Below are 21,752 nucleotides of genomic sequence, written 5' to 3'. Positions count from 1 at the left end.
TCCTCATGCGACGTCAGAATTGCACGCCCTTGGTGTATCCGCCGTCGACGCGCAGCGTGGCGCCGGTGACCCAGCTTGCCGCCGGGCTGGCCAGAAACACGGCGGACTTGGCAATCTCGTCCACCTCGCCCATGCGCCGTGTCGGCTGCTGGCGCAGGACGCCCGCATAGGTGCGCGAGCGGGCGACCTTTATCATTTCCCAGTTCGAGCCGGGGAACATGGTCGGCCCCGGTTCCAGACAGTTCACGCGGATGCCCTTGGGCGCATATTGCTCGGCCAGTTGCTTGGACCACGTGACCAGCGACGCCTTCATCGCATTATAGGCCATCGGCGACACGAATGTCTCGGCAGCGGCCATGGACGAGATCACGAGGATCGAACCCTTGCCGCTTTTCTTGAGATGCGGATAGGCCTCGTCCACCGCGCGCGTGGCGCTCATCACGTCGATTTCGAACGATCTGCGCCAGTAGCCTTCCTCGTTCGTGCCACCGCCACCCGACAAACTGCATACAAGAAGGTCCAGTCCGCCGAACACGTCGCAGGTCTCGCGCATCCAGCCGCGCACCGCATCGCCGTCGCGCCCCTGAAGCGCGGTTCCGAAGCTTCTGACGCCTTCCGCCTCGATCTCGGCCCGAGTCGCGGCGATTCCCTCTTCACCCCGTGCACAGATGGATACGTCGCATCCTTCCTGCGCCAGATGCATGGCGATCGCCTTGCCGATGCCCCGGCTTCCCCCGGTCACGGCTGCCTTCATTCCCTTCAGGCCAAGCTCCATGTCAGCTGTCCTCCCTCTCTCACATGGTCGTGCGTCCTAATCACGGATGCAACGGGCAATGGCGCATGATTGCTCTTTACAGGTATATCATGACCGCCCTATTGTATACCCAGAAACTTGTTTCCGCATAACGGCGAAATGTCACACATCGGGAACGGGACCAAGGGAGGAAACGCATGAACGACAGCTCGGCGAAAGCGAGCCCCGGAACCAATGCTGCGCAGGTCGCAAGCGGCGTAGGCGGCGGAATCCTTGCTGGGATGAAAGTGCTCGACCTCAGTCGCGTTGTCGCCGGACCGCTGGCCGGACAGACGCTGGCCGATCTGGGCGCGGACGTCATCAAGATCGAACGCGTGGGCGGCGGCGACGATCTGCGCACCCTCGGCCCGCCCTGGGTGACCTCGCCCACCGACGACCTCGAACAAAGCACCTACTTCCAGACGGTGAACCGCGGCAAACGCTCGCTCACCCTCGATTTCGCGCACCCGGACGGGGCCGAGATCCTGCGCGGTCTGGTGGCCGAGGCCGACATCTTCATCGAGAACTTCCGCACCGGAACGCTGGCCCGCTACGGGCTGGGCTACGACGACCTCGCCAAGATCAACCCGCGCCTGATCTACTGCTCGATCACCGGGTTCGGCCAGACCGGCCCCTATTCCGACCGCTCGGGCTACGACTATCTCGTGCAGGCGATGGGCGGGCAGATGGCCGTCACGGGCCTGCCTGACGGGATGACCGGCGCCGGGCCGATGCGCGTAGGCGTGCCCATCGCCGACATCACGGCGGGCAACAACGCGGTCATCGGCATCCTCGCGGCCATCATCGACCGGGAAAAGACCGGCAAGGGTCAGCAGATCGACATTTCGCTGTTCGACAGTCAGGTGGCGCTTCTGCTCAACTCGCTGTCGGCCTGGCTCAACGCCAAGGCCCCGCTGCCGCGCACCGGCAACGATCACCCGACCGCCGTGCCCAACGGCGTGTTTCAGGTGGCCGACGGTCACATCCTCATCGCCACCTTCAACGACCGCGAATTCGCGCGTCTGGCCGAGGTGCTGGGCCACCCCGAATGGGCGACGGACGAGAAATACGCCCGTTCGCGCGACCGTCTTGCCAACCGCAAGCAACTGTCCAAGGACATGACCGAGGCGCTGTCGCACCACGGCAAACACCACTGGATGAAGGTCATCAACGGCGCCAAGGTCTCCTGCGGGCCGATCAACGACATGGCCGACATCGAGCGGGACGAACAGCTTGCCGAACGCGATATGTTCGTGACCCTGCATCACGACGTGATGGGCGACGTGCGCGTCGTCGGCAGCCCGCTGAAGTTCTCGGCCACCCCGGTCGTCTACAACAGCCCGCCCCCGCTCGCCGGCGAACATACCGAGTCGCTTCTGCGCGAACGGTTGACCCTGACCGACGAGCAGATCGAAGATTTGCGGGCGCGCAACATCATCTGACGGGACACCCCATGACCGATACCGGAACCGAGGCCCAGTTTCTCGCCTACCTGTCCGAGGGTCGGTTCATGCTGCAACGCGATCCGATCTCGGGCCGCGCCGTGTTTCCGCCGCGCCTGCGGATGCCCGGCACCGGCACGCCGCTTGGCGACTGGGCCGAAATGTCCGGGCGCGGCACCGTCCATGCGGTGACGATCCAACAGAAACGCGACGCCGAGGCCCGCGCCATCGTGCTCGTCGATCTGGAAGAAGGCGGGCGGATGCTCTCGCAGATGACCGGGGTCGCGGCCGATGCGGTCGCCATAGGGGATGCCGTGCAGGCCCGCATCGTGGCTGATGCCGAGACGCCGCATGTGATCTTCGAACCCGCCGGGCCGGGCGCATGACCGGCTTTCCCCGCGCCCGCACCGCCGTCGTCGGCGCGTCCACCTTCGGGCTGGGCGAATGCCCCGGCTGGTCGTCGATGGAAATGACGGCACAGGCCGCGCATCTCGCGCTGGACGACGCCGGGATCACGCTGGATCAGGTCGACGGGCTGTTCACCGCCCTGCCCGACGATTTCCTCGGCGGCCTCGCGCTGGCCGAATACCTCGGCATCCAGCCCAAGATCACCGACAACAACCGCACCGGCGGCTCGTCCTTCCTGTGCCATGCGATCCACGCCGCGCTCGCGCTGGACGCCGGGATGATCGACGTGGCGCTCATCACCTACGGCTCGAATCAGCGCACCGCTTCGGGCGGGCTGGTCTCGGCGCTCCGTTCCTCCGTCTATGAAACCCCGCACCGTCCGATGATGCCCGTGGGCGGCTACGCGCTCGCCGCGAATCGGCACATGCACGACTTCGGCACGACCCGCGAAGACCTTGCCCATGTGGCGCTTGCCGCCCGTGCCTGGGCCAACAAGAACCCCGAGGCGTTCCGGCAGGGCGACATGACGCTCGACGATGTGCTCTCCGCCCGGATGATCTCGACCCCGCTGACCGCCCGCGACTGCTGCCTCGTGACCGATGGGGCCGCCGCCGTGGTGATGACCCGCGCCGACCGGGCAGCAAGCACCCGCGCGCCGATCCCGCTTCTGGGCGGCGCGCAGACCGTGACGCACAAGGAAATCGCGGCGATGCCCGACCTCACCGTCACCGGGGCCGCGATCACCGGCCCGCAAGCGATGCAGGCCGCCGGGATCACGCCGGACGATGTGGACTGCGTTCAGCTTTACGACGCCTTCACGATCAACACGATCCTGTTCCTCGAAGACCTCGGGTTCTGCCCCAAGGGCGAAGGCGGGCGCTTTGTCTCGTCCGGCGCCATCGCCCCCGGCGGCGCCCTGCCCGTCAACACCAACGGCGGCGGCCTGTCCTGCTGCCACCCCGGCATGTACGGCCTGTTCACCATTGTCGAAGCCGTCCGCCAGTTGCGGGGCGAGGCCGGAGACCGCCAACTCAGCAGCCCGAACATCGCCGTCAGCCACGGCAACGGCGGTGTGCTGTCGAGCCAAGCCACACTTATCTTCGGGTCGCCCGACACCGCGTGACCCAGCGCTTTCAGGGAGGAAAGACATGGATCAAGACATTCTGAAACGGATCGACCGGCTTGAAAGCCGCAACGAGATCCTCGAACTCATCGCAAAGTACTGCAAGGCCTGCGACGACCGCGACGTGCCGCTTCTGCGTTCGATCTTCACCGAGGACGCGGTGGTCAAATCGCAGGACGGCATGATGGAGGGGATCGGCCGCGACGGCGTGCTCGACATGTATCGCAAACGCTTCGAAGTGCTCGCCATCTCGGTCCACTGGACCCACGACAACATCATCACCTTCGACGAAAACGACCCGGACCAGGCCACCGGCGAATGCTTTTGCCATGCCGAGGCGCACCGCAACGGCGAAACCCTCGTCGGCAGCCTGCGCTACGATGACACCTACCAGCGCGTGAACGGCGTCTGGCAGTTCTCCAGCCGCACGCTCAAGTTCCTCTACTACGTGCCGGTCCACGAATACGCCGAGGCGCTCGGATCGAAGAAACGGATGCGGGCCTACGGCGATCAGCGCGACGCGGACTACCCCGAGACGTTCGATTGCTACAACACCTGGGCCAAGCATTACGAAAACGCCTGACCCGGCCCCGCGCCCCACGGCGTGAAACGATTGACCACCGCCTGCCCCCTTTTCGGGCGGGCGGGCGAAACCCTGCGTGCTGCGGGATATTTTCAGGAAAGCCAGTATGACCCAGACCCATTCCGAACACCGTGAACCCGCCGTCGTGGTGGGCGGGGGCCTTTCCGGCCTTGCCGCCGCCCTTGGCCTTGCGCAACGGGGCCGCGCCGTAACGATCCTCGAAGCCGGGGAAAAGATGGGCGGGGCCGCCGCCTATTCCGGCGGGCAAGTCTGGGCGGGCGCGAACCATGTGGCCGAGCGTGAGGGGATCGAAGGCGACACCAAGGAACTGGCCGAGAAATACATCCGCGCCATCGCGCACCGGAACCCCGAGTTTCTGGACGAAGCCGCGATGAAGCGCTGGATCGACACCGCCCCCGACGCGATCCGGTATTGGGAAGACGTAGGCGCGATCAAATGGGCCGTCATTCCCGGTCTTGCCGACTATTTCAACGCCTCCGACGGGGCCCGCCCCGCTGGCCGCTACCTGACCAACGTCCCCTTCCCTTCCGATGAGCTGGGCGAATGGAAGGACAAGTTGCTCGTCAGCCCCTATTTCCCGGTCGGCACCGATTATGCGGAACTCTTCGCGAAGGGCCGCCGCCAGTCGGTGATGAAGGATGAGGATGCCGAGCCGAAGCAGATGCAGGGCTTCGGCCAGTCCGAACGCCGCGATGCGGAGCCTGCGGGATCGGACATGCCCGACATGCTCACCTTCGGCACCGGCGTCGTCGCCAGCTTCCTCGCCCGCGTGGCGCGCGAACCGGGGATCACGATCAAGCTGAAGCACCGGGTCACGGGCCTCAAGCATGACGGAGACGGGCGCGTGACCGGCGCGATCGCCACCACCGACGACGGCGAGGCGGAGTTTGACGGCCCCGTGGTCCTCGCCACCTCGACCTTCGACAACGACCCCGATCTGGTGCGCGAATTCGTCGGGCTGGAGCCGGATCAATGGGGCAGCGTCGGCCCCAAGACCCTGCGCGGCGACGGGATCAAGCTGGTGCGTCAGGTCGGCGGCGCGACCGTCAATCTGCCCCCCACCGCCCAGACCATGCAGCCGGGGTGGAAGTCGGACTATAACGAAGGCTTCTCCTACGGCCCCGACACCGCCATGCCGCACACCATGATCGTGAACCGCGCGGGCAAGCGGTATTGCGACGACAGCTATTGGCCCGACGTGGCCGACAAGACGATGAGCAACCGGGACGAAAACCTGCCCTTCTTCCTGATCTTCGACGAGCAGAGCCACCAGAAATACGGGCTGGGCATGACCCCGCCGGGCGAGCCCTATCCCGACGGCCTCGTGACCACGGCGGACACGCTGGCCGAACTGGCCGAAGCACTGGGGATCGACCCCGAGGGGCTCACGCAGACCGCCGAGACCTTCAACGGCTACGTCGCCGCCGATAACGATGCGGAGTTCGGGCGCGGCACCAAGGAATTCGTCCGCCGCTTCTATGGCGACCCCAACAACAAGCCGAACCCGGTGCTCGGCACCATCGAAAAGCCGCCCTTCCACGGCATGAAATTGCGCTTCGTCGCGGCCTCGGTCGGCAACAGCGGTATCCATGTGGATGGCGAGGGCCGGGTGCTGTCCGAGGACGGCAAACCCATTCCGGGCCTCCACGCCGTCGGCTCCTGCACCGCGCAGACGGTTTCCGGCACCGGCTATAACAGCGGGATCGCCTTGGGGCGTGGGCTGGCGATGGCCTACCTCGTGTCGCGCGACATCACGGGCGCGAACTGACCGCGCCGACCCGTGCCGGACGAACCGGCGCGGGTCACATCACGTCGAAGGGCAGCCGGTTGACCTGAGAATAGGTGAGATAGGCAAGCCCCGTGCCACCGATCCCCGTCACATGCGACAGGACCGGACCGTCCGCCGCCAGCAGCGCCTGCGCCGCCTCGGCCCCCTGCCCTTCCGGCGACAGTTCCACGAAGATGATCCAGTCGACGCCGCCCGGCTCGCTGTCCACCACCCGCTCGCCGTGACAGGGCGCGACCGCGCCGATCGCTTCGACCGCCGCCTGCACCTCGGCCTCGCCGACCGCGGTCAAGAGCACGATGATCCGGCGGTGTCCGATGGGCGGCGCGTCGTCCGCATGGGCCACCCAGTTCCCGATCCGCGCGCCCAGAAACCGCGCCTCGTCCTCTTTCAACTCGTCGCGCCGGGGCCATGTCTCGATGGTGTCGTGCAGCCGGTCGGGGTCCGCGAACATCACTTCGGGAATCCCCAGAAACCGATCCTCGGCCCCGCCGCCCTGCCACAGCGTCCGCATCACATGGTTCTGCACGTAATGGCTCAGACCCGGCAGGTCTTTGGCGATCTCGGCGTGCGGGCCGGACCAGTGCGCGTGAAACTCGGCCGGGGTCATCCCGTCCTTCGCGCCGATCAGCACGACCCGCTTGTTCGCTTTCGTCTCGCTCATGCGACCCCCGCTTGGTTCAGGATGCGGCGGGCAGCGGACATGACCGCCTCGCAGCGTTCGTAATGCGTGCCGTTCGGAAAGCGTGCCGGCTCCGTCGGCACCTCCACGTCGATGCGTACGTCGCCCGGCAGGGCTTGCAGGAACCCGATCAGATCGAACGCCCCCTCGCCGGGGATTTTGCGGTCGTTCACGGCTTCAAACAGCCACTCGTCCCGCGCCCGCTCCAGCGGCCCGTCGCACAGTTGCGCGTGACCGATGGGCACGGCGCAGGGCTGCGACATCGACCCTATTCCGCCCTCGTTGCGGTAGAAATGCAGCACGTCCGCGCTGATCGCCGTGGTCGCATCGACCCCGCTCAGAAAGTCGCACAACTGCGGATAGGTCGTGATTTTGCCGAAGGCGTGGAACTCCACATGCGGCGACATCCCATACGCCTCGGCCAAGGGCACGAACGCCGCCAGCGTGTCCTGCGCGCGGGAAAGATCGTCGTCCCCGATCACCACGGTCAGGCGCTTGGCCCCCAGCGTTCCGCCGACCTCCAGCCCGGTGCGCAGGTCGTCGGTGATCCCGTCCGGCCCCAGCCCGAACACCTCAAGGCTGTAGACCCCGACCCCCAGATCGTCGGCCTTCGCTTTCAGCGCCCGCGCCCGCTCGACGCTTTCCACGTAAGGCGCGCCGCTGTTCTTGCTGTGCTGGGCGAACAGCGTGACGGTCGGACAGTCCAGCTTCGCCGCGATCTCGACCATCTCTTCCGGCTGCGCCGTGATCGCCACGAGTTGGTGCAGGGAAAGCCGCTCCATCTCAGCCCGCCCGCGCAGGCAGCACCTGACGCGCCGCCCAGTCTTCGAGGCTGGTCATCTCCACCGGCAGCTCTTTCAGCACCGGCCCCATATCGACGAAAAACGGCCTGTCGTCCGGGTCGTTGTACCACGCGTATTTCTTGGTCATTTCGCGGGCGAGCACATCGGCGTCCAGCGTCGCGACACCCCGGAACACCTCGGCCATGATCTCTCCACAGGTCTCCAGCGGCATACTCTCGAACCGAAGCGGCATGTCCCAGACCTTGGACAGCCGCCGCGCCAGATCGGGACCGCGAATGGCCTCGGCCCCGCCCACGTCGAAAATCCGGCCCGCAAGCTCCGGCCGCTTTGCCGCCGCCACCATCAGCTTGCCCAGATCGGCATGGCTGATCCAGCACACGTCCAGCGTTTCGGCATGGGGATAATACAAAAGGTTGTCCCGCTCGATCGACGGCCAGGCCCAGCCTTGCAGCAGGTTGTCGATATAGACCACCGGCTGCATCGTGATGACCGGCGCACCGCTTTCCATCAGGATCTCGCGCATCTCAAGCCGCGCGTCCTGCGCGGCGATCCCCATCCGCTCCGCCGGGACCGGCATCGAGGTGTTGAAGACCAGCACCTTCAGGCTGTCCGACGCCGCCGCCGCCTCGGCGATCACGCGCACGGCCGCCAGCAGCGGCTCGGCCGCCTGAAACGACGTGGACGGCAGGTTCAGAAGCACCGCCTCGGCCCCCGCCATCGCGCGGCGCAGGCTGTCGTGGTCGCCGTAATCGGCGGCCAGCGGCGCGACCCCCTCGGGCAGATCGGCCCGCGTGGGGTTGCGCGAGATCGCGGTGACCTCGTGCCCCTGCGCTGCCGCCTCGCGCACCTGCGCGATCCCCTGATCCCCGGTCGCGGAAAACACGGCGATTTTCATATCGGCCTCCTTTCGCGCCCTCCGGCGCGGGTCAGTTCAAGAGGTTCGGAAGATACAGAACGATCCCCGGCATCAGCACCAGCAGCAACAGAACCACCATGTCCGCCCCGATGAACCGGGCCGTGCCACGGAAGATCTGCCCCAGTGACACTTTCCCCACGACCCCGTTCAGCACGAAGACGTTGAGCCCGATGGGTGGCGTGATCATGCCCACCTCCAGGAGCTTGGCGAGGAAGATGCCGAACCAGAGTTCATTGACCCCCAGCGTCGCCGCCACCGGCAGCACGATGGGCAGCGTGATGATCATTGCACCCGTGGGTTCGAGGAACATGCCCAAGATCAGATAGATGATGACGACGCCCGCAAGGAACAGGTAGGTCGACGAACTCATCGACGCGATCACGTCCGAGATGTAGCTGTCCACACCCGACAGCGCCACGAACCGCGCCAAGAGGTTGGCCCCGATCACGATGAACAGAAGCGCCGAGGTGGTGGTAAAGCTTTCCGCCACCGAGGTGATGAAGTTGCGCCAGGTGAGCTTGCGCTGCCCCGCCGCGATCAACACGCACAGCGCGGCCCCGACGGCCCCGGCCTCGGTCGGCGTGAACAGGCCCGCGAACAGGCCCCCGAACACGAGAAAGGCCAGAAGCAGCGCGGGCGCCACCTTGCGCAATTCGGTGAACTTCTCGCGCAGCGAATGCTTCTCGTCCGACCGCGGCGCGACCTCGGGCTTCAGCGTCGCCCAGCCGATCACCAGCACGACATAGGCGAAGGCCGAGAACAGGCCGACCCCTGCCCCGCCGAGGAACAGCTTGTTGATCGGCACCTCGGCGATGATGCCGTAGAGGATGAGCAGGATACTTGGTGGAATGAGCGCCCCGATAGTGCCCGCCGCCGCCACCGTCCCGGTGGCAAGGCGCGGATCGTATCCGTGCTTGAGCATTTCCGGCACCGCGATCCGGCCCATCGCCGCCGCCGTGGCGACCGACGACCCGGTGACCGCCGCGAACCCGGACGCGCCAAAGATACTGGCGACCGCAAGTCCGCCCGGTAATCGCGCGAGCCAGACCCTCGCGGCATCGAACAGCCCCGCCGTGATGCCGGAGTGATAGGCCAGATAGCCCATCAACAGGAACATCGGGATCGACGACAGCTCCCAGCTCGCCGCGAAATCGAAGGGGATGACCTTCAGCGCGCCGAAGGCCGGGCGCCAGCCGAACATGGCGTAGATGCCGGCGAAAGGAACGGTGAACAGCGCGATGGCGATCGGCACGCGCATGGCGATCAGGAACAGCAGGATGCCGATCCCGGCAAGGCCAATCTGAACGTCGGTCATTCGTCATACCCTCCGGTCGCGGTGAAGCCGGGAAACGGATGCCGCTTGTCTTCGAATGCAGTGCTGCGGGCGATGTAGGCGATGAACTTGAGCACGAAGAGCAGCGTGAGCAGCCCGTAACTCGCAGGGGCTGCGAACCGGACGGGCCAGATCGGCACCTTCATGTTGCGCTCCATCGCGAAAGACCCGGTGTGGAACTTGTCCACGGCCTCGACCCAGGTGGCATAGGTGAGCAGCGCACAGACCGCCGCGCTCAAAAGGAATATCCATCCCGCCAGATGTTTCTGGCCCCGCATCGGCAGGAACTGGGTCACCACGTCCGCCGCGACATGCTGGTTCAGCCGTTCGACATAGACCAACGGCAGGAACGTCACCATCGGCATGTAATACTTGGCGACCAGTGTCAGGGTCGCGGGCAGCGGTTTGTTGAAGAGCAACTCCATCACCACGTCGAGCGTGACCTGAACCATCATGATGACGATCGCAAAGGCGGCCAGAATGCTCAGGACAAGGGTGATGGCGTCGACGACTTTCAGCACGGATCTCATCTTGCCGGTTCGCCTCCGCCCCGTACCGGGATGCGGTCGGGGCCTGTTCTGGGGTTGGTCAGGGACGGGCCACCGATGGCGGCCCCTCCGGGTTTGAAGACGGCGGGCGCCCGGTCAGGCGCCCGCCCGCTTGGATCAATCCATGCCGTAGGAGGCGACGTCGACCTTCGACATGATTTCGTCGAGGTAAAGCTGGATGAACGGCTCCTGCTCCATCACGTCGATCTCGTTGGTCAGACCCTTCCACTTCTCGATCAGGGCCGTCACCGTCTCGATCTTCTCGTCCACGTTTTCGAGGCCATACTTCTCGTTGTATTCGGCGCGAACGACCTCAAGGTCCTGGGCGATGAATTCGGCGATCTTTTCCTGATCCTCGGCCGACGCCTCGTAGACGTTCTTGCCGGCGGCGCGGAACTCTTCGATGGCCGAGATGTTGCGCTCCTTGTTCAGGATCCAGCTCACGATCGGCTGAACGGCGGCGGCGGTCAGGATGCCGCGGCGGTTCTCTTCCGACAGACCCTGCCAGGTGTCACGGTTCATCGTGGTGGCGAGACCCGCGAACATGGACCCCATGATGCCGGTGGTGAAGTGATCCGCGATCTCGATGTAACGCAGGCCGACGAGGTTCTCACCCTGGTTGAACGAGCAGTCCACGTTGCCGGTCGACAGGGCGTCGTAGATTTCGTTGCCCGACAGCGCCACGCGCACGGCACCGAAGTAATCCGCGAAACGGCCCTGATCGGCGGCACCCGTGCGCACCTTCAGACCTTCGAGGTCGGCGATGGATTTCACCGGCTTGTTGCAGACCAGACCGTATTCAACGGCGGCCGCCCCGTTCAGATAGACCGAGTTCAGACCCTTGAGCTGCTCCTGACAGTCGGGGCAGTTCAGCATCACGTATTCCATCGACGCGCCGATGACCGCCGGGCCGGGCCACTTGGTGTCCGGGTCCGAGATCGCCAGAAGCGACAGGTCGGCGGGCAGGTTCATTTCCGAATATTCCGCCGGGAAATACGGGAACAGCGTGAACCCGCTGTCGGCCAGACCGTCGCGGATACCGCCCGACATCTCGGCAAGGCTGAGAAGCGACAGCGCGAACACCTTCATTTCGAGATCGGTGTTGGCTTCGATCGCCTCGCCGAACGCCACGGCGGCGTCGTAGTTGTAGCTGGTTTCCGGCAGGCCGACGGCATGGCGCAACGTCTGCGCCTGTGCCCCGCCCACGGTCAGCGCACCCAGCGCGAGACCCGCGACCGCGGCGCCCTTGAGCCCGGAAAACCCTTTGAAGTCCTGAATGAGTGTCATGTCGTCCTCCCAATGTGTCGGACCTTCGCCCGACCGACCTTCGTTATGTCACGCGGCAGGTCTCCTCCACCCGCCACAACGACCTTGACCGCTTCGGGCGCCAGTCGTCTGCCCCGATAGCATTACCGAAACTTTCCATTGTGTATATATAAATCTCTTCCATATGCACAATCTGGTGCGATTTTGGTGTTTTTGGGGGGCCTGCGGCGGATCGACGGCCCCGCAACGCGCGAAAAAATCGCGACGGACGGGCACCGAGATTCGCTCAGAATCACTTTGAAAAGCGCCATTAGCGCGAAACGGCCCGTGACCGCATCCCGAGTTTCGCGCATTTCGGGAGCTGTGCAAAGTGTAGACAGACTCCCATTCCAAAAATACACATGAGCGGGATAATTACACACGCAGGGCGCGGCTCGGTCTCGGTTCGGGGCATCGTGGCACCCCCTGAAAGACCCGAAAAGGCCCGCTCATGACCGCCCGTTTCCCCCACCTGTTCGCCCCACTCAGTATCCGCGACATGGCGCTGCGAAATCGCATCATGGCCCCGCCCCACGGCCGCATCATCGCCGATCCGCAGGTGTCCGAGCGGGAATACGACAAATATGCCGCCTACTGGCTCACCCGCGCGCGCGCCGGGCTGGGCTGGATGGACGGGGTAAACGCCTTCATCGACAACGGGATGCTGCCGCAGGGCCTGCGCCTCTCCGGTCTCGGCGCGGTCAAGCGCGGCACCATGCGCAAGCCCAACTTCCGCGACGTGTTCGCGCGGTTCGCCGACGACATGCACGCCGAAGGCACCGCCGTCACCGCCCAGATCATCATGCAGGGCGCGCAGCCGCACTCGGCCTCGGGCGTGCTCGCCAACTACACCAACAACCAGCCCACCCACATCCTGACCTATGACGAGATCCAGCGCACCATCGACGAATACGCCTTCACGGCGGCCGAGGCCGAGGCGGCTGGCTTCGACGGCGTGGAAATGCACGCGAACCACGAAGACGTCATGCAGCTTTTCATCTCGCCCTACACCAACCGGCGCACCGATGCCTACGGCGGCGACTTCGACGCCCGCCTGCGCTTCCCCATGGAAGCCTTCGCCGCCATGCGCGCCGTCACCGGCCCCGGCTTCGTCATCGGAATGCGCTTCAACATGGACGAGTTTTTCGAGGGCGGCTACGACCTCGCCGAAGGCATCCGCATCGCGCAGGCGTTTGAGGCGTCGGGGCATATCGACTACCTCCATTGCGTGATCGGCAACAACTGGGGCGCCCCCAGTTATGTCCAGCCGCACGTCTTCGGACGCGCCCAGTGGGCCGACATGGCGGGCAGGTTCCGCGCGGCGCTGTCGATCCCCGTCATCTACGGTGGCCGCGTCAGCGACCCCGAGGCGGGCGAAGCCGTGCTTGCCGAGGGTCACGCCGATGTCGTCTCCATCGCCCGCGCGTTCTTCGCCGACGAGGATTTCGTCGCCAAGGCCCGCGCCGGCGCCGCCCACACCATCCGCCCCTGCATCGGCTGCAACGATTGCCTGCACGCCGCCGCCATCGACGGCCTGCCCTTCGGCTGTTCCGTGAACCCCCGCGCGGGGCGCGAGGCCGAGCCGGCACCCGCACCGGTCCCGTCACCGCGCCGCGTCACCGTTGTCGGCGGCGGCCCGGCGGGGATGGAGGCCGCCGCCGTCGCCGCCGAGCGCGGGCATCGCGTCACACTCTGGGACCGCGCGCCCCAGCTTGGCGGCCTCATGCGCGTCGCGGGCGCGGTGCCTGAAAACGCGGCCTACCTCGCCTTCATCGAGCACCAGACCGCGCGCCTCACCGAAGCGGGCGTGACCCTGAAACTGGGGGAGGAGGCGACGGCGGACACCATCCTCGCGGACGCGCCCGATGTGGTCCTGCTCGCGACCGGCACCCGGCCCCGCAGCCTCGATGCCCCCGGCGTCGATGCACCCTTCGTGGTCGAGGCGCGCGACGTGCTGATGGGCACCGCCGATGTGGGCCGGAACGTCGTCGTCATCGCGCGCGAAGATCACATGCAGCCCCTGACCGTGACCAGCGCGCTTCTCGAACGCGGCTGCTCGGTCAGGGTCATCTATCAGACACCGGGCGTCGCGCCCGGCGTCGGCAAGTATTCCATCGGTGGCATTCTGGGCAAACTCACAGGACAGGGCGCGACATTCACCGTTATGACCCGCGTGGCCGGGATCGCTCCCGACAAAATCACCCTGAAATGTGTCTATTCCGGCATGGAAAGCGAAATGACGGATTTCGACACCGTGGTTCTGGCCTGCGGCGGCACCCCCGATGCCGGGCTCTATGACGCCCTGAAAGGCAAAGGCCCCGAGGTGCAGATCTTCGGCGATGCCTATGTGCCGAACCGCATCCTGCACGCCACGCGACAGGCCTATGAAAACGCCTGCCTGATCTGAGGCTACACCGCGTCCTCCTCGAAGGCGCCCGGCACGAGTTCCTCCCAGAACGCCGCGATCCGTTCGGCGTTCAGCGCGCTCATCCAGCCGTGCCGCTCGAAATCGTCGCGCGCCGCACCGTCGAGCCGCGACAGGAACATGCGCTTGTCCGCATCCCGCTGCGTCGGCGTGCGCCCCTCGACCAAGGCCTTGATCCGGGCCAGCCGCCGTGCCCGCTCGCTCGACGGGGCTGGGGTCGCGGCCCCCTGCCCTTCTCCGCCGTAATCCGCCTTCAGCGCCGCCGACAGATACCGCACCGGGTCGCGCACCCCGTCCTGCCCGGCGACGTAATCGACCTTGCGCGTCACATAGGCCTCGCCATGTTCCGCGATCCACTGGCGCGCCAGCCGGTCGCTCACCCCAAGGTCGCGCAACCGTCGATAGACCGGGCCATTGCGGATGCCCTCGCCGTCGTCAAGATCGAGGATCGCGAGCTGCGGGTTCTCTTCGATCAGGAACCGAATATCGGTGACCTGCCGCCCCATCTTCTTCACCTCCGGCGTGACGATGATGTTCGACGTCTTGTTCACCTCGGCCACCGCCGGCTTGATGATCTTCGCGTTCAGGTGCTTGTAGCTTTCATAATACGCGCTGTCGGCCACCCCCATGAGCCGCCGGAACAGGTCGAGCGACCACCACCCCGTGCTCCCCGTCCGCACGAAGCGGTAACAGTTCTCATAAAGCGCCAGCGCGTGACCCGATGTGAAACGCCGCTGGATGTTCAGGTTGATGAGCGCAAAAACTTTCGGGTCGTGCAGCTTCTCGGCCAGCGCGTCGGAATAGGCGTATTCGCAGATCCCGCCCTTGAGCTTGGCATAGGACAAAAGCGAGGACACGCCCCACTCCTGCCGCCCCTGCTCGTCCAGCATGTCCCATTCCGCCACCGTCTCGGCCAGCCCGCGCAGGCTGTCCTTGAGCGTGTCGAAATCGTTGGAGTTGTAGCCGATCATCATGCACAGCGTGCGCGCGTCGATCTGGTGGCGGCGGCTGGTGGTCAGCGTGTCATAGGCGTTGAGCAGCAGCACATTGCTCAATTTCCGCTGTAATAGAGTCAGTTTTCCCGACACGTGAATGGCCGCCACGTGTTTCTTCACGGCCCCGCGTCTAAGGGAACCGGTCAGCCGATCCCGCGCAATCTCGTCCATACTGTCACCTGCTCGTTCTTTTTCTTCAGTCTCCGCGATAAGGCACCCGCGATCAAGTCTGCTCTTGGCACCTATGCGCCCGTCCCGTATCCGGGTTCCTGACGGATCGAGCCACGGGCGAAAGGGACCCGCCTACGGGACGGGGCTGTGGACAAGTCCGGGCGCGCGAGTCGGAAAAGGCCCTAATACGGCAGAAAACCCTTGTTTCCGAACGAATCGCCGCTCTTGCCCTGCGAATCGGAGTCCCTCCTCCCGTATCCGGGTGCCTTTCATCCCGACCTCAGGCGCCCTTCGACCCGTATTCAGGTCCGCTTTTGGCCGTAAAGCATTGGAAAGTCGATATTTTATTCGGTCAAAGTCTTTAAAGTCCTGAAAGAAAACTTAAACGGGCGGTCTGTGCTTTCTAAATTCTTCAGGATTTTTCGATGCACAATCCAAACCGATTCACTTGTGCCCCGGCATGTGCGATAGTTTCCACGATATCGCAGGAAATAGCGAACATTGAGAGGCACTCATGGCACCAAAATCTCCGGGCAAACAGGATCTCCCCCCCTACTTCAACATCGATCCGGGTTTCGCCGCGAAACGTCTGGCCGATCCTATCGAGACGTCCCGATTCGCAAAAGCCGCCGCCTTCGCCATGCGCGGCCGCGACGACCTCGCCAAACGCGGCTATGCGCCCGACGGCAACAAACGGCTCCGCAAGTTCTCGATCTGGGAAATCACCCGCTACCTGATCCCCGTCGCCGCCGCCCACCTGCGGCGTGTGCTGAAGGCCAACCCCGATCTCCCGCAGGGCGAGGGCGAAGCGGGCGCGAAGTGGTTCACGCTGGAAGAGGTGATGGAGATTCGCGACCACTTCGCCACCGAAGGCGCTTCCGGCAAAGCTTACAAATCGTGGCGGCCCGAGGGGCTTCCGGCCAAGGTTGTGGCGGTCGCGAATTTCAAGGGCGGCGTCGGCAAGACCTCGACCGCCGCCCATCTCGCGATGAGCGCGGCGCTGGATGGCTACAAGGTGCTTGTGATCGACCTCGACAGCCAGGGGTCGATGACCTCGATCCTCGGCGGCAAGGTCGAGGACGAATGGATGACCGCCTTCCCCCTGATCGCGCGCGATTTCGCCAAGACGCTGGCCGCCGAGAACGAGGTGCGCGAACGCTCCGGGCAGGCCCCCTACCCGTTCGACGAAAGCCTGACCGAAGCGATGCAGGTTTCGCCGCGAAACCTCGTCCAGAAAACGCACTGGCCCAACATCGACCTGATCGGCGCGCAGCTGAACCTTTACTGGGCCGAATTCCAGGTGCCCGTCTGGCGGATGCAGGTCCGGTCCTGGGCGCTGTGGGATGCGCTCCAGAACGCGCTGGAGGATGGGGGGCTGCTGGATGAATATGACATCATCCTCCTCGATACGCCCCCTGCCCTAGGATACCTCACCATCAACGCGCTGGCCGCCGCCGATATTTTGCTCGTGCCTCTGGGGGCATCGTTCCTCGAATTCGATTCGACGGGTCGGTTCTTCGACATGATCTATTCCACCTTCGCCTCGATCGAGGAGGGCGAGAACCGGGTCAGGCGGCGCGACAACCTGCCGGAAATGCAGTTCGAATGGGATGCCGTCCGGGCGATCATCACCCGGTTCGACGCCGGACAGCAGGCCGATCTGGCGAACGTGATCCAGGCTTATTTCGGCGACTTCATGACCGCCTACCGGCAGGAGCTGACCGCCATGGTCGGACAGGCGGGCGAGCAGGTATCGGGGATATACGAGACCGATTACCGCGACTTTAACCGAGAGACCTATGTCCGTGGGCGCGAGACGTTCGACGGCACATGGGCCGAGGTCAAATCGCTGATCCTCGGGTCGTGGTGGCGCGATCAACAGATGGAAAACGCGGAAAGCGAGGAGGCGTGATAGATGGCCAAGCGACGTAAACTCGAAGCGCCGAGCGCCGATGATCTGACCCGGCTCGAAGCGGAGTTCCAGCGCGACACACCGCTCAAGGGGCCGATGTCGGCCCCCATCGCGCAGGTGGCCGCCGACACGGCGCAGGCCGCCGATCTGCGCTCGACCGAGGAGCGGGCGGAAGCCGCGCGCAACCGGACCGATGCGGAGCGGCTGCGCGAGGCCGAGGAGGCGGGGCGGCTGATCGTGGAAATCCCGCTCGACGAGATCGACGAGATGGCCGTGATCCGCGACCGCATGTCGATGGATGCCGAGGAGTTGGAGGAACTCAAAAGGTCCATCGCATCGCATGGTCTGCGCCTGCCGATCGAAGTGTTCGAGCGGTCCGAGCCGGGCGGCGAAAAGCGGTATGGTCTGTTGTCGGGCTACCGCCGGTTCATGGCCATGCGCAGCCTGCGGCAATTGTGGAGCGGGGACCGCTACGGCGCGATCCGGGCCGTGGTGCGCGACCCCGGCGCGATGGGCGGCACCTTCGTGGCGATGGTCGAAGAGAACGAGGTGCGCGCCGATCTGAGCCATTTCGAACGCGGGCGCATTTCGGTGCTGGCCGCGCAGGAGGGCGCGTTCGTCAACACCGAGGCGGCGGTCGATGCGCTTTTCGCGACGGGGTCCAAGGCCAAGCGGTCGAAGATCCGGTCCTTCGCGCTGATCTTCGAGGAGTTGGGCGACATGCTCGTCTTTCCCGAAAGCCTGCGCGAAAAGGACGGGCTGAAACTCGCCTCGGCGCTTCGGTCGGGGGGCGAGGCGGCGCTGCGCGATGCGCTGGCGCAGGCGGCGCCCGACACGCCAGAGGACGAGCTTCAGGTGATCCTGTCGACCATCGAGGCGATGACCCCGGCGACCGTCGATCCGTCGCGCGGCGGGCGGCCCAAGCGGAGCACGACGCGCAGCCGCACGACGGATGCCGGGGTGCGGGTCGAGGTCGAGCAGGACGGCTCCGACTGGGTGCTGCGGCTGTCGGGCGAGCGGGTCAACGGCGAGTTGATGCGCACCATCGCACAGGAGGTCGAGGGGCTACTGTCACGCGCCTGACAGGTTTCGCGGCGAAACCAAAGGTTAACGAAGAGGGCCCGCATCGCGCGGGCCTTTTTTGGTTTCTCAAACCTGCTGTCTGGGTGAGGGTCACGAGGAAGCGGGCCGGGCGGCCGCGAGTCCGGGCCGTCCGGACAGCTAAGCGTATCGGACCCGGAAGCTCGGTCCGGCAGGGCGCTTTCGGGGGGGGGCGTTGTCATGGTCTGGGGCGTCTTAGCGGGGCGCCTGAAAACGCAGACTTATCGGGCGTGACGCGATCCGGTAGGGTGGGGCGCTTTGCTTGCCATTTTGTAGGGAAAAGCGCCGCAGTGATCGAGTTTTGGGCGGTAGAAGCCGACTGACTCGGTCCTTACGTGGACACTGGCACCCTGCAACCCGTCGCGGGACAAGTCACCCAGAAACGTGTCGAAGCCCCTGAGATTGTTGCCGTTTTGGTCAAGCGCAGGTCTAACACGGCGGCGGCGTGTGTTGCGCCTCTCCGGTAGCGGGCGCCATCCGTTTCCAAATCGCCTTGTGTTGACCTCAGCAGAAGGGCAGGGGGGTGAAGCGAGGGCAGGGGTGAGGCAGTTTGAGGTATAGAATTGACGTCTATGCCTCAAAAATGGTTATTTGATGAGTTATAGGCAAGGACGCTGTCACTCATGGCATGGAACTGGCAGATACCCGGTTGGCCGGACTTCCGGTATGAACCGGAGGCATTGGCACCGCTCGAACAGCGCTTTCTGCTGTCTTCGGGTGAAGTGCTGGGTGCCGTGCATCATGTGACCCCGTCCGAGCGCGATCAGCTTCGCATCGACCTCTTGAGCGATGAGGCGATGAAGACCAGTGCCATCGAGGGCGAGATGCTGGATCGGCGCAGCGTGCAATCCTCGCTCCGTCGGCACCTTGGACTGGAACCGGGCAGCTATCCGGGCAAACCGCGTGAACAGGGTGTGGCCGAGATGATGGTCGACGTCTATTCGACGTTTTCGGAGACCCTTGAGCACGCGACGCTTTTTCGGTGGCATGAGATGCTGCTGGCCTTCGACAAGCGGCTCGAGGTCATTGGATCATACCGGCAGCACGCAGAGGCCATGCAGATCGTCTCGGGCCGGCCTGATCGTCCGGTCGTGCATTTCGAGGCCTTGCCATCCGCGCAGGTTCCGGCGGAAATGGACAGGTATGTCGAATGGTTCAACCGGACCGGGCCGGATGCCGAAGCGCCGTTGCCGGCGTTGACGCGGGCGGGGCTCAGTCATCTCTATTTCGAGAGCATTCACCCGTTCGAGGACGGGAACGGGCGATTGGGTCGTGCCCTTGCCGAAAAGTCTTTGGCGCAGAACATCGGGCAGCCGAGCCTCATCGCGCTTGCCTTCACCATCGAGCGACAGCGGAAGGCGTATTACGATCAGCTTGAACGCCATCAGCGGACACTGGACGTCACGCCTTGGCTGGTCTGGTTCGCCGAGGCCGTTCTGGCCGCGCAGCAGGTCACGTTGGACCGCGTGGGCTTTTTCATCGCCAAGGCGCATTTCTATGACCGGCACCGCGACAGGCTGAACGAACGGCAGACGAAGGCGATCGAGCGGATGTTTCGCGAAGGGCCGGATGGATTCGAGGGCGGTTTGAGCGCGGAGAACTATCTTTCGATCACCGGAACCTCGCGTGCAACGGCGACGAGGGATCTGCAAAATCTGGTCGAGATCGGCGCCCTCACGCGCACGGGGGAACGGCGATACACGCGATACTGGCTGAACCTGGACCGGCCGCAAAGGCAGACTTGAATTCTGAATATAGATAAAACCAATGAGTCCAAGTGCGAGGATGCTGCGATCCAGTGAGGCCTAAGCGCAGTAGAGACCGAACATGAACAATGAAGAAAACGGGCCCTTGGACAATACAGCCAAGTTGCGTCAGGTCGGGGGCACGGGCGGCGGGCTGACGTTTCGACGGCTTCAGATCTTCTGGGCGGTCGCGAACGCGTCGAGCCTGACGCGGGCGAGCAAGCAGATCGGGCTGGCGCAGCCGACGGTGTCACAGCAGATCGCCTCGCTCGAGGACATCGTCGGGATGCCGCTTTTCGAGCGCCGGTCCAATTCTCTCGAGCTGACCGAGGCCGGGCGGCAGTTGATGCGCCATGTGCAGAAAGTCCTCGAGAGTATGCAGTCGCTGGAGGACGGGCTGGGCGCCATCGGGGATGGGTCGCGCCGGACGCTGCGCCTTGCGGGTCTGAATTCGATTCTCAGGGTACTGGTGCCGACCGCCATGGAAGCCCTGCACAAGAAGTTCTCGGAAATCGACTATGACATCCACGAAAGCGCGCCCGCGGAAGTCATCGAGATGCTCTATGCGCGGCGGATCAACCTTGGCCTGATCTCGTCGAATTCCATCGCGCCGGCCAGTGCCGGGTTCGAGCAGATTCACATTTGCACCGACCCATATGTTCTGGCCGTGCCCAGCGACCTCGACCTGTCGGGTGTGACCGACCCGTCGCGCGATCTTTCCGCGAAGGATCAAGACGTCCTGTTCCGGTCGATCCAGTTCGCCTTCGGAACGCAGCACAGCCGTCGGGTGCAGGCTTGGTATGACGGGCTGATGCCGGGAAACCGGCCCTTCGCACAGGCGCGGAGCTTCGAGGTCGCCATCGGCATGGTGCGGGCCGGGCTGGGCATCTGTCTGGCGCCCGCGATGTCCTGTGTCGTGGGCGATCGCGTGATCGACGGTGTCCGGCTTTACCGCGTCGATTTCCCGGCACGTGACGTGGTCGCGCTGCTGCCGAAACAGTATCTGCGGCAGGAGCTTTATTCCTGCCTGATCGACGAGCTTGGAGCGGCCGGGCGCACCTATGCGCCGCCGCCCGCCAGCGAAACGCCGCCCTTTCTGCTCAAGCCCACGCCCGAGTTCGGCCCGGCGTCGTAGCCGCGTCCATACGCGCACGAATGGCTCTATGGATGCCATAGATTGCCGGATCGGGGGGGCCATTTCTAGGCTCGCAGGGCAGCAATTCCGCTGTTCAAAAGCTAGAAAGGGAGGTCCACATGGCTTGGGATGCACCGAAGGTTCGCGAGATTCCGGTCGGCATGGAAATCAACATGTACGCCTGCGCGAAGCAGAAGTAATCGATGACCCCTCCATCCGAATTCGCGCCCGCCAAGCAGGGTTCACTAAGCCTGATCGTGCTTGGTGGCGCGGCGGGTGGAGGGGTTCCGCAGTGGAACTGCAACTGCGCGTCGTGTCAGGCCGCGCGGCGCGATCCATCGCTGGCGGACGGGCAGGCATCGCTTGCCTTCAGCGCGGACGGCGAGAACTGGTTTCTCGTGAATGCGTCGCCTGACCTGCGCCAGCAGATCAATGACATACCCGAACTGCATCCGCGCAATGGAAAGCTTCGCGACAGCCCGATTGCGGGTGTCCTGCTCGCCAATGGCGAGGTCGATGCCCTCG

The 21,752-nt window shown here is 64.8% G+C and carries 19 protein-coding genes and 1 pseudogene; 12 read left to right on the top strand and 8 right to left on the bottom strand.

Features of this window, described 5'->3' with window-relative positions; all coding sequences use genetic code 11:
• Positions 1 to 13 precede the first annotated feature (13 nt).
• The gene (locus FCT00_RS19740) at positions 14 to 775 is read right to left on the bottom strand and encodes an SDR family NAD(P)-dependent oxidoreductase (protein ID WP_008327665.1); all 762 of its coding nucleotides are present in this window, start codon (positions 773 to 775) and stop codon (positions 14 to 16) included.
• Between the two features lie 176 nt (positions 776 to 951).
• On the opposite strand from FCT00_RS19740, the gene FCT00_RS19735 reads away from it, so the two are divergent.
• The 5 genes from FCT00_RS19735 to FCT00_RS19715 all read left to right on the top strand — a co-directional run bounded on the left by FCT00_RS19735 (position 952) and on the right by FCT00_RS19715 (position 6,138).
• On the top strand, positions 952 to 2,235 hold the full coding sequence (locus FCT00_RS19735) for a CaiB/BaiF CoA transferase family protein (RefSeq protein WP_008327666.1): 1,284 nt from the start codon (positions 952 to 954) through the stop codon (positions 2,233 to 2,235).
• An 11-nt stretch (positions 2,236 to 2,246) separates the two neighbouring features.
• Complete coding sequence (locus FCT00_RS19730) at positions 2,247 to 2,621, top strand: Zn-ribbon domain-containing OB-fold protein (protein ID WP_138424360.1); 375 nt, start codon at positions 2,247 to 2,249, stop codon at positions 2,619 to 2,621.
• The gene (locus tag FCT00_RS19725; protein WP_138424359.1) at positions 2,618 to 3,766 is read left to right on the top strand and encodes a thiolase; all 1,149 of its coding nucleotides are present in this window, start codon (positions 2,618 to 2,620) and stop codon (positions 3,764 to 3,766) included. The genes FCT00_RS19730 and FCT00_RS19725 overlap by 4 nt, the downstream gene beginning before the upstream one ends.
• Before the next feature lie 25 nt (positions 3,767 to 3,791).
• A complete protein-coding gene (locus FCT00_RS19720) occupies positions 3,792 to 4,349 on the top strand; it encodes a nuclear transport factor 2 family protein (protein ID WP_138424358.1) in 558 nt (185 codons plus the stop codon).
• A 106-nt stretch (positions 4,350 to 4,455) separates the two neighbouring features.
• Complete coding sequence (locus tag FCT00_RS19715; protein ID WP_138424357.1) at positions 4,456 to 6,138, top strand: FAD-dependent oxidoreductase; 1,683 nt, start codon at positions 4,456 to 4,458, stop codon at positions 6,136 to 6,138.
• Between the two features lie 34 nt (positions 6,139 to 6,172).
• Here the strand turns inward: FCT00_RS19715 and FCT00_RS19710 are convergent, their stop codons facing one another.
• From FCT00_RS19710 to FCT00_RS19685, 6 genes are all read right to left on the bottom strand, one after another.
• On the bottom strand, positions 6,173 to 6,820 hold the full coding sequence (locus FCT00_RS19710; protein ID WP_138424356.1) for an EthD domain-containing protein: 648 nt from the start codon (positions 6,818 to 6,820) through the stop codon (positions 6,173 to 6,175).
• Entirely contained in the window at positions 6,817 to 7,620 is an 804-nt protein-coding gene (locus tag FCT00_RS19705) for a sugar phosphate isomerase/epimerase family protein (protein WP_138424355.1), read from the bottom strand. Before FCT00_RS19705 ends, FCT00_RS19710 begins: the two co-directional genes overlap by 4 nt.
• Before the next feature lies 1 nt (position 7,621).
• On the bottom strand, positions 7,622 to 8,536 hold the full coding sequence (locus tag FCT00_RS19700) for an SDR family oxidoreductase (RefSeq protein WP_138424354.1): 915 nt from the start codon (positions 8,534 to 8,536) through the stop codon (positions 7,622 to 7,624).
• Between the two features lie 31 nt (positions 8,537 to 8,567).
• Positions 8,568 to 9,872 carry a TRAP transporter large permease gene (locus tag FCT00_RS19695; RefSeq protein ID WP_008327674.1) on the bottom strand — a complete coding sequence of 435 codons (1,305 nt, stop codon included), beginning with the start codon at positions 9,870 to 9,872 and terminating at the stop codon, positions 8,568 to 8,570.
• Positions 9,869 to 10,411, bottom strand: coding sequence for a TRAP transporter small permease (locus FCT00_RS19690; RefSeq protein WP_050771922.1), 543 nt, complete (start codon positions 10,409 to 10,411; stop codon positions 9,869 to 9,871). The genes FCT00_RS19695 and FCT00_RS19690 overlap by 4 nt, the downstream gene beginning before the upstream one ends.
• Positions 10,412 to 10,555: 144 nt before the next feature.
• Positions 10,556 to 11,725, bottom strand: a complete 1,170-nt coding sequence (locus FCT00_RS19685; protein WP_008327678.1) for a C4-dicarboxylate TRAP transporter substrate-binding protein — start codon at positions 11,723 to 11,725, stop codon at positions 10,556 to 10,558.
• A gap of 469 nt (positions 11,726 to 12,194) precedes the next feature.
• Between FCT00_RS19685 and FCT00_RS19680 the strand changes: the two genes are divergently transcribed.
• Positions 12,195 to 14,150 (top strand): oxidoreductase, encoded by a 1,956-nt coding sequence (locus FCT00_RS19680; protein ID WP_138424353.1) that lies wholly within the window; start codon positions 12,195 to 12,197, stop codon positions 14,148 to 14,150.
• A 2-nt stretch (positions 14,151 to 14,152) separates the two neighbouring features.
• On the opposite strand, the gene FCT00_RS19675 is transcribed toward FCT00_RS19680, so the two are convergent.
• A complete protein-coding gene (locus FCT00_RS19675) occupies positions 14,153 to 15,334 on the bottom strand; it encodes a replication initiation protein (protein ID WP_138424352.1) in 1,182 nt (393 codons plus the stop codon).
• A 514-nt stretch (positions 15,335 to 15,848) separates the two neighbouring features.
• Between FCT00_RS19675 and FCT00_RS19670 the strand changes: the two genes are divergently transcribed.
• The 6 genes and pseudogenes from FCT00_RS19670 to FCT00_RS19645 all read left to right on the top strand — a co-directional run.
• Positions 15,849 to 17,246: an AAA family ATPase gene (locus tag FCT00_RS19670; protein ID WP_138424351.1), complete on the top strand. Its 1,398-nt coding sequence runs from the start codon at positions 15,849 to 15,851 to the stop codon at positions 17,244 to 17,246.
• Between the two features lie 3 nt (positions 17,247 to 17,249).
• The gene (locus FCT00_RS19665) at positions 17,250 to 18,329 is read left to right on the top strand and encodes a ParB/RepB/Spo0J family partition protein (protein WP_138424350.1); all 1,080 of its coding nucleotides are present in this window, start codon (positions 17,250 to 17,252) and stop codon (positions 18,327 to 18,329) included.
• A 641-nt stretch (positions 18,330 to 18,970) separates the two neighbouring features.
• Entirely contained in the window at positions 18,971 to 20,092 is a 1,122-nt protein-coding gene (locus FCT00_RS19660) for a Fic family protein (protein WP_138424349.1), read from the top strand.
• Positions 20,093 to 20,174: 82 nt separating this feature from the next.
• Positions 20,175 to 21,227 (top strand): LysR family transcriptional regulator, encoded by a 1,053-nt coding sequence (locus FCT00_RS19655; RefSeq protein ID WP_138424348.1) that lies wholly within the window; start codon positions 20,175 to 20,177, stop codon positions 21,225 to 21,227.
• A gap of 119 nt (positions 21,228 to 21,346) precedes the next feature.
• The gene (gene pqqA / locus FCT00_RS19650; protein ID WP_008335771.1) at positions 21,347 to 21,427 is read left to right on the top strand and encodes a pyrroloquinoline quinone precursor peptide PqqA; all 81 of its coding nucleotides are present in this window, start codon (positions 21,347 to 21,349) and stop codon (positions 21,425 to 21,427) included.
• A 3-nt stretch (positions 21,428 to 21,430) separates the two neighbouring features.
• Positions 21,431 to 21,752: pseudogene (locus FCT00_RS19645) on the top strand (pyrroloquinoline quinone biosynthesis protein B); the annotation flags it as partial.

This window comes from Maritimibacter alexandrii (genome assembly GCF_005871115.1).
In the GTDB taxonomy this organism is placed as follows: domain Bacteria; phylum Pseudomonadota; class Alphaproteobacteria; order Rhodobacterales; family Rhodobacteraceae; genus Maritimibacter; species Maritimibacter alkaliphilus.
This window is presented reverse-complemented; position numbering and strand designations above follow the sequence as displayed.

Excerpts from the sequence above, each read along its gene's own strand:
- FCT00_RS19740 (WP_008327665.1), bottom strand. The coding sequence starts at position 775 with ATGGAGCTTGGCCTGAAGGGAATGAAGGCAGCCGTGACCGGGGGAAGC.
- FCT00_RS19735 (WP_008327666.1), top strand. The coding sequence starts at position 952 with ATGAACGACAGCTCGGCGAAAGCGAGCCCCGGAACCAATGCTGCGCAG.
- FCT00_RS19730 (WP_138424360.1), top strand. The coding sequence starts at position 2,247 with ATGACCGATACCGGAACCGAGGCCCAGTTTCTCGCCTACCTGTCCGAG.
- FCT00_RS19725 (WP_138424359.1), top strand. The coding sequence starts at position 2,618 with ATGACCGGCTTTCCCCGCGCCCGCACCGCCGTCGTCGGCGCGTCCACC.
- FCT00_RS19720 (WP_138424358.1), top strand. The coding sequence starts at position 3,792 with ATGGATCAAGACATTCTGAAACGGATCGACCGGCTTGAAAGCCGCAAC.
- FCT00_RS19715 (WP_138424357.1), top strand. The coding sequence starts at position 4,456 with ATGACCCAGACCCATTCCGAACACCGTGAACCCGCCGTCGTGGTGGGC.
- FCT00_RS19710 (WP_138424356.1), bottom strand. The coding sequence starts at position 6,820 with ATGAGCGAGACGAAAGCGAACAAGCGGGTCGTGCTGATCGGCGCGAAG.
- FCT00_RS19705 (WP_138424355.1), bottom strand. The coding sequence starts at position 7,620 with ATGGAGCGGCTTTCCCTGCACCAACTCGTGGCGATCACGGCGCAGCCG.
- FCT00_RS19700 (WP_138424354.1), bottom strand. The coding sequence starts at position 8,536 with ATGAAAATCGCCGTGTTTTCCGCGACCGGGGATCAGGGGATCGCGCAG.
- FCT00_RS19695 (WP_008327674.1), bottom strand. The coding sequence starts at position 9,872 with ATGACCGACGTTCAGATTGGCCTTGCCGGGATCGGCATCCTGCTGTTC.
- FCT00_RS19685 (WP_008327678.1), bottom strand. The coding sequence starts at position 11,725 with ATGACACTCATTCAGGACTTCAAAGGGTTTTCCGGGCTCAAGGGCGCC.
- FCT00_RS19680 (WP_138424353.1), top strand. The coding sequence starts at position 12,195 with ATGACCGCCCGTTTCCCCCACCTGTTCGCCCCACTCAGTATCCGCGAC.
- FCT00_RS19675 (WP_138424352.1), bottom strand. The coding sequence starts at position 15,334 with ATGGACGAGATTGCGCGGGATCGGCTGACCGGTTCCCTTAGACGCGGG.
- FCT00_RS19670 (WP_138424351.1), top strand. The coding sequence starts at position 15,849 with ATGGCACCAAAATCTCCGGGCAAACAGGATCTCCCCCCCTACTTCAAC.
- FCT00_RS19665 (WP_138424350.1), top strand. The coding sequence starts at position 17,250 with ATGGCCAAGCGACGTAAACTCGAAGCGCCGAGCGCCGATGATCTGACC.
- FCT00_RS19660 (WP_138424349.1), top strand. The coding sequence starts at position 18,971 with ATGGCATGGAACTGGCAGATACCCGGTTGGCCGGACTTCCGGTATGAA.
- FCT00_RS19655 (WP_138424348.1), top strand. The coding sequence starts at position 20,175 with ATGAACAATGAAGAAAACGGGCCCTTGGACAATACAGCCAAGTTGCGT.
- pqqA (WP_008335771.1), top strand. The coding sequence starts at position 21,347 with ATGGCTTGGGATGCACCGAAGGTTCGCGAGATTCCGGTCGGCATGGAA.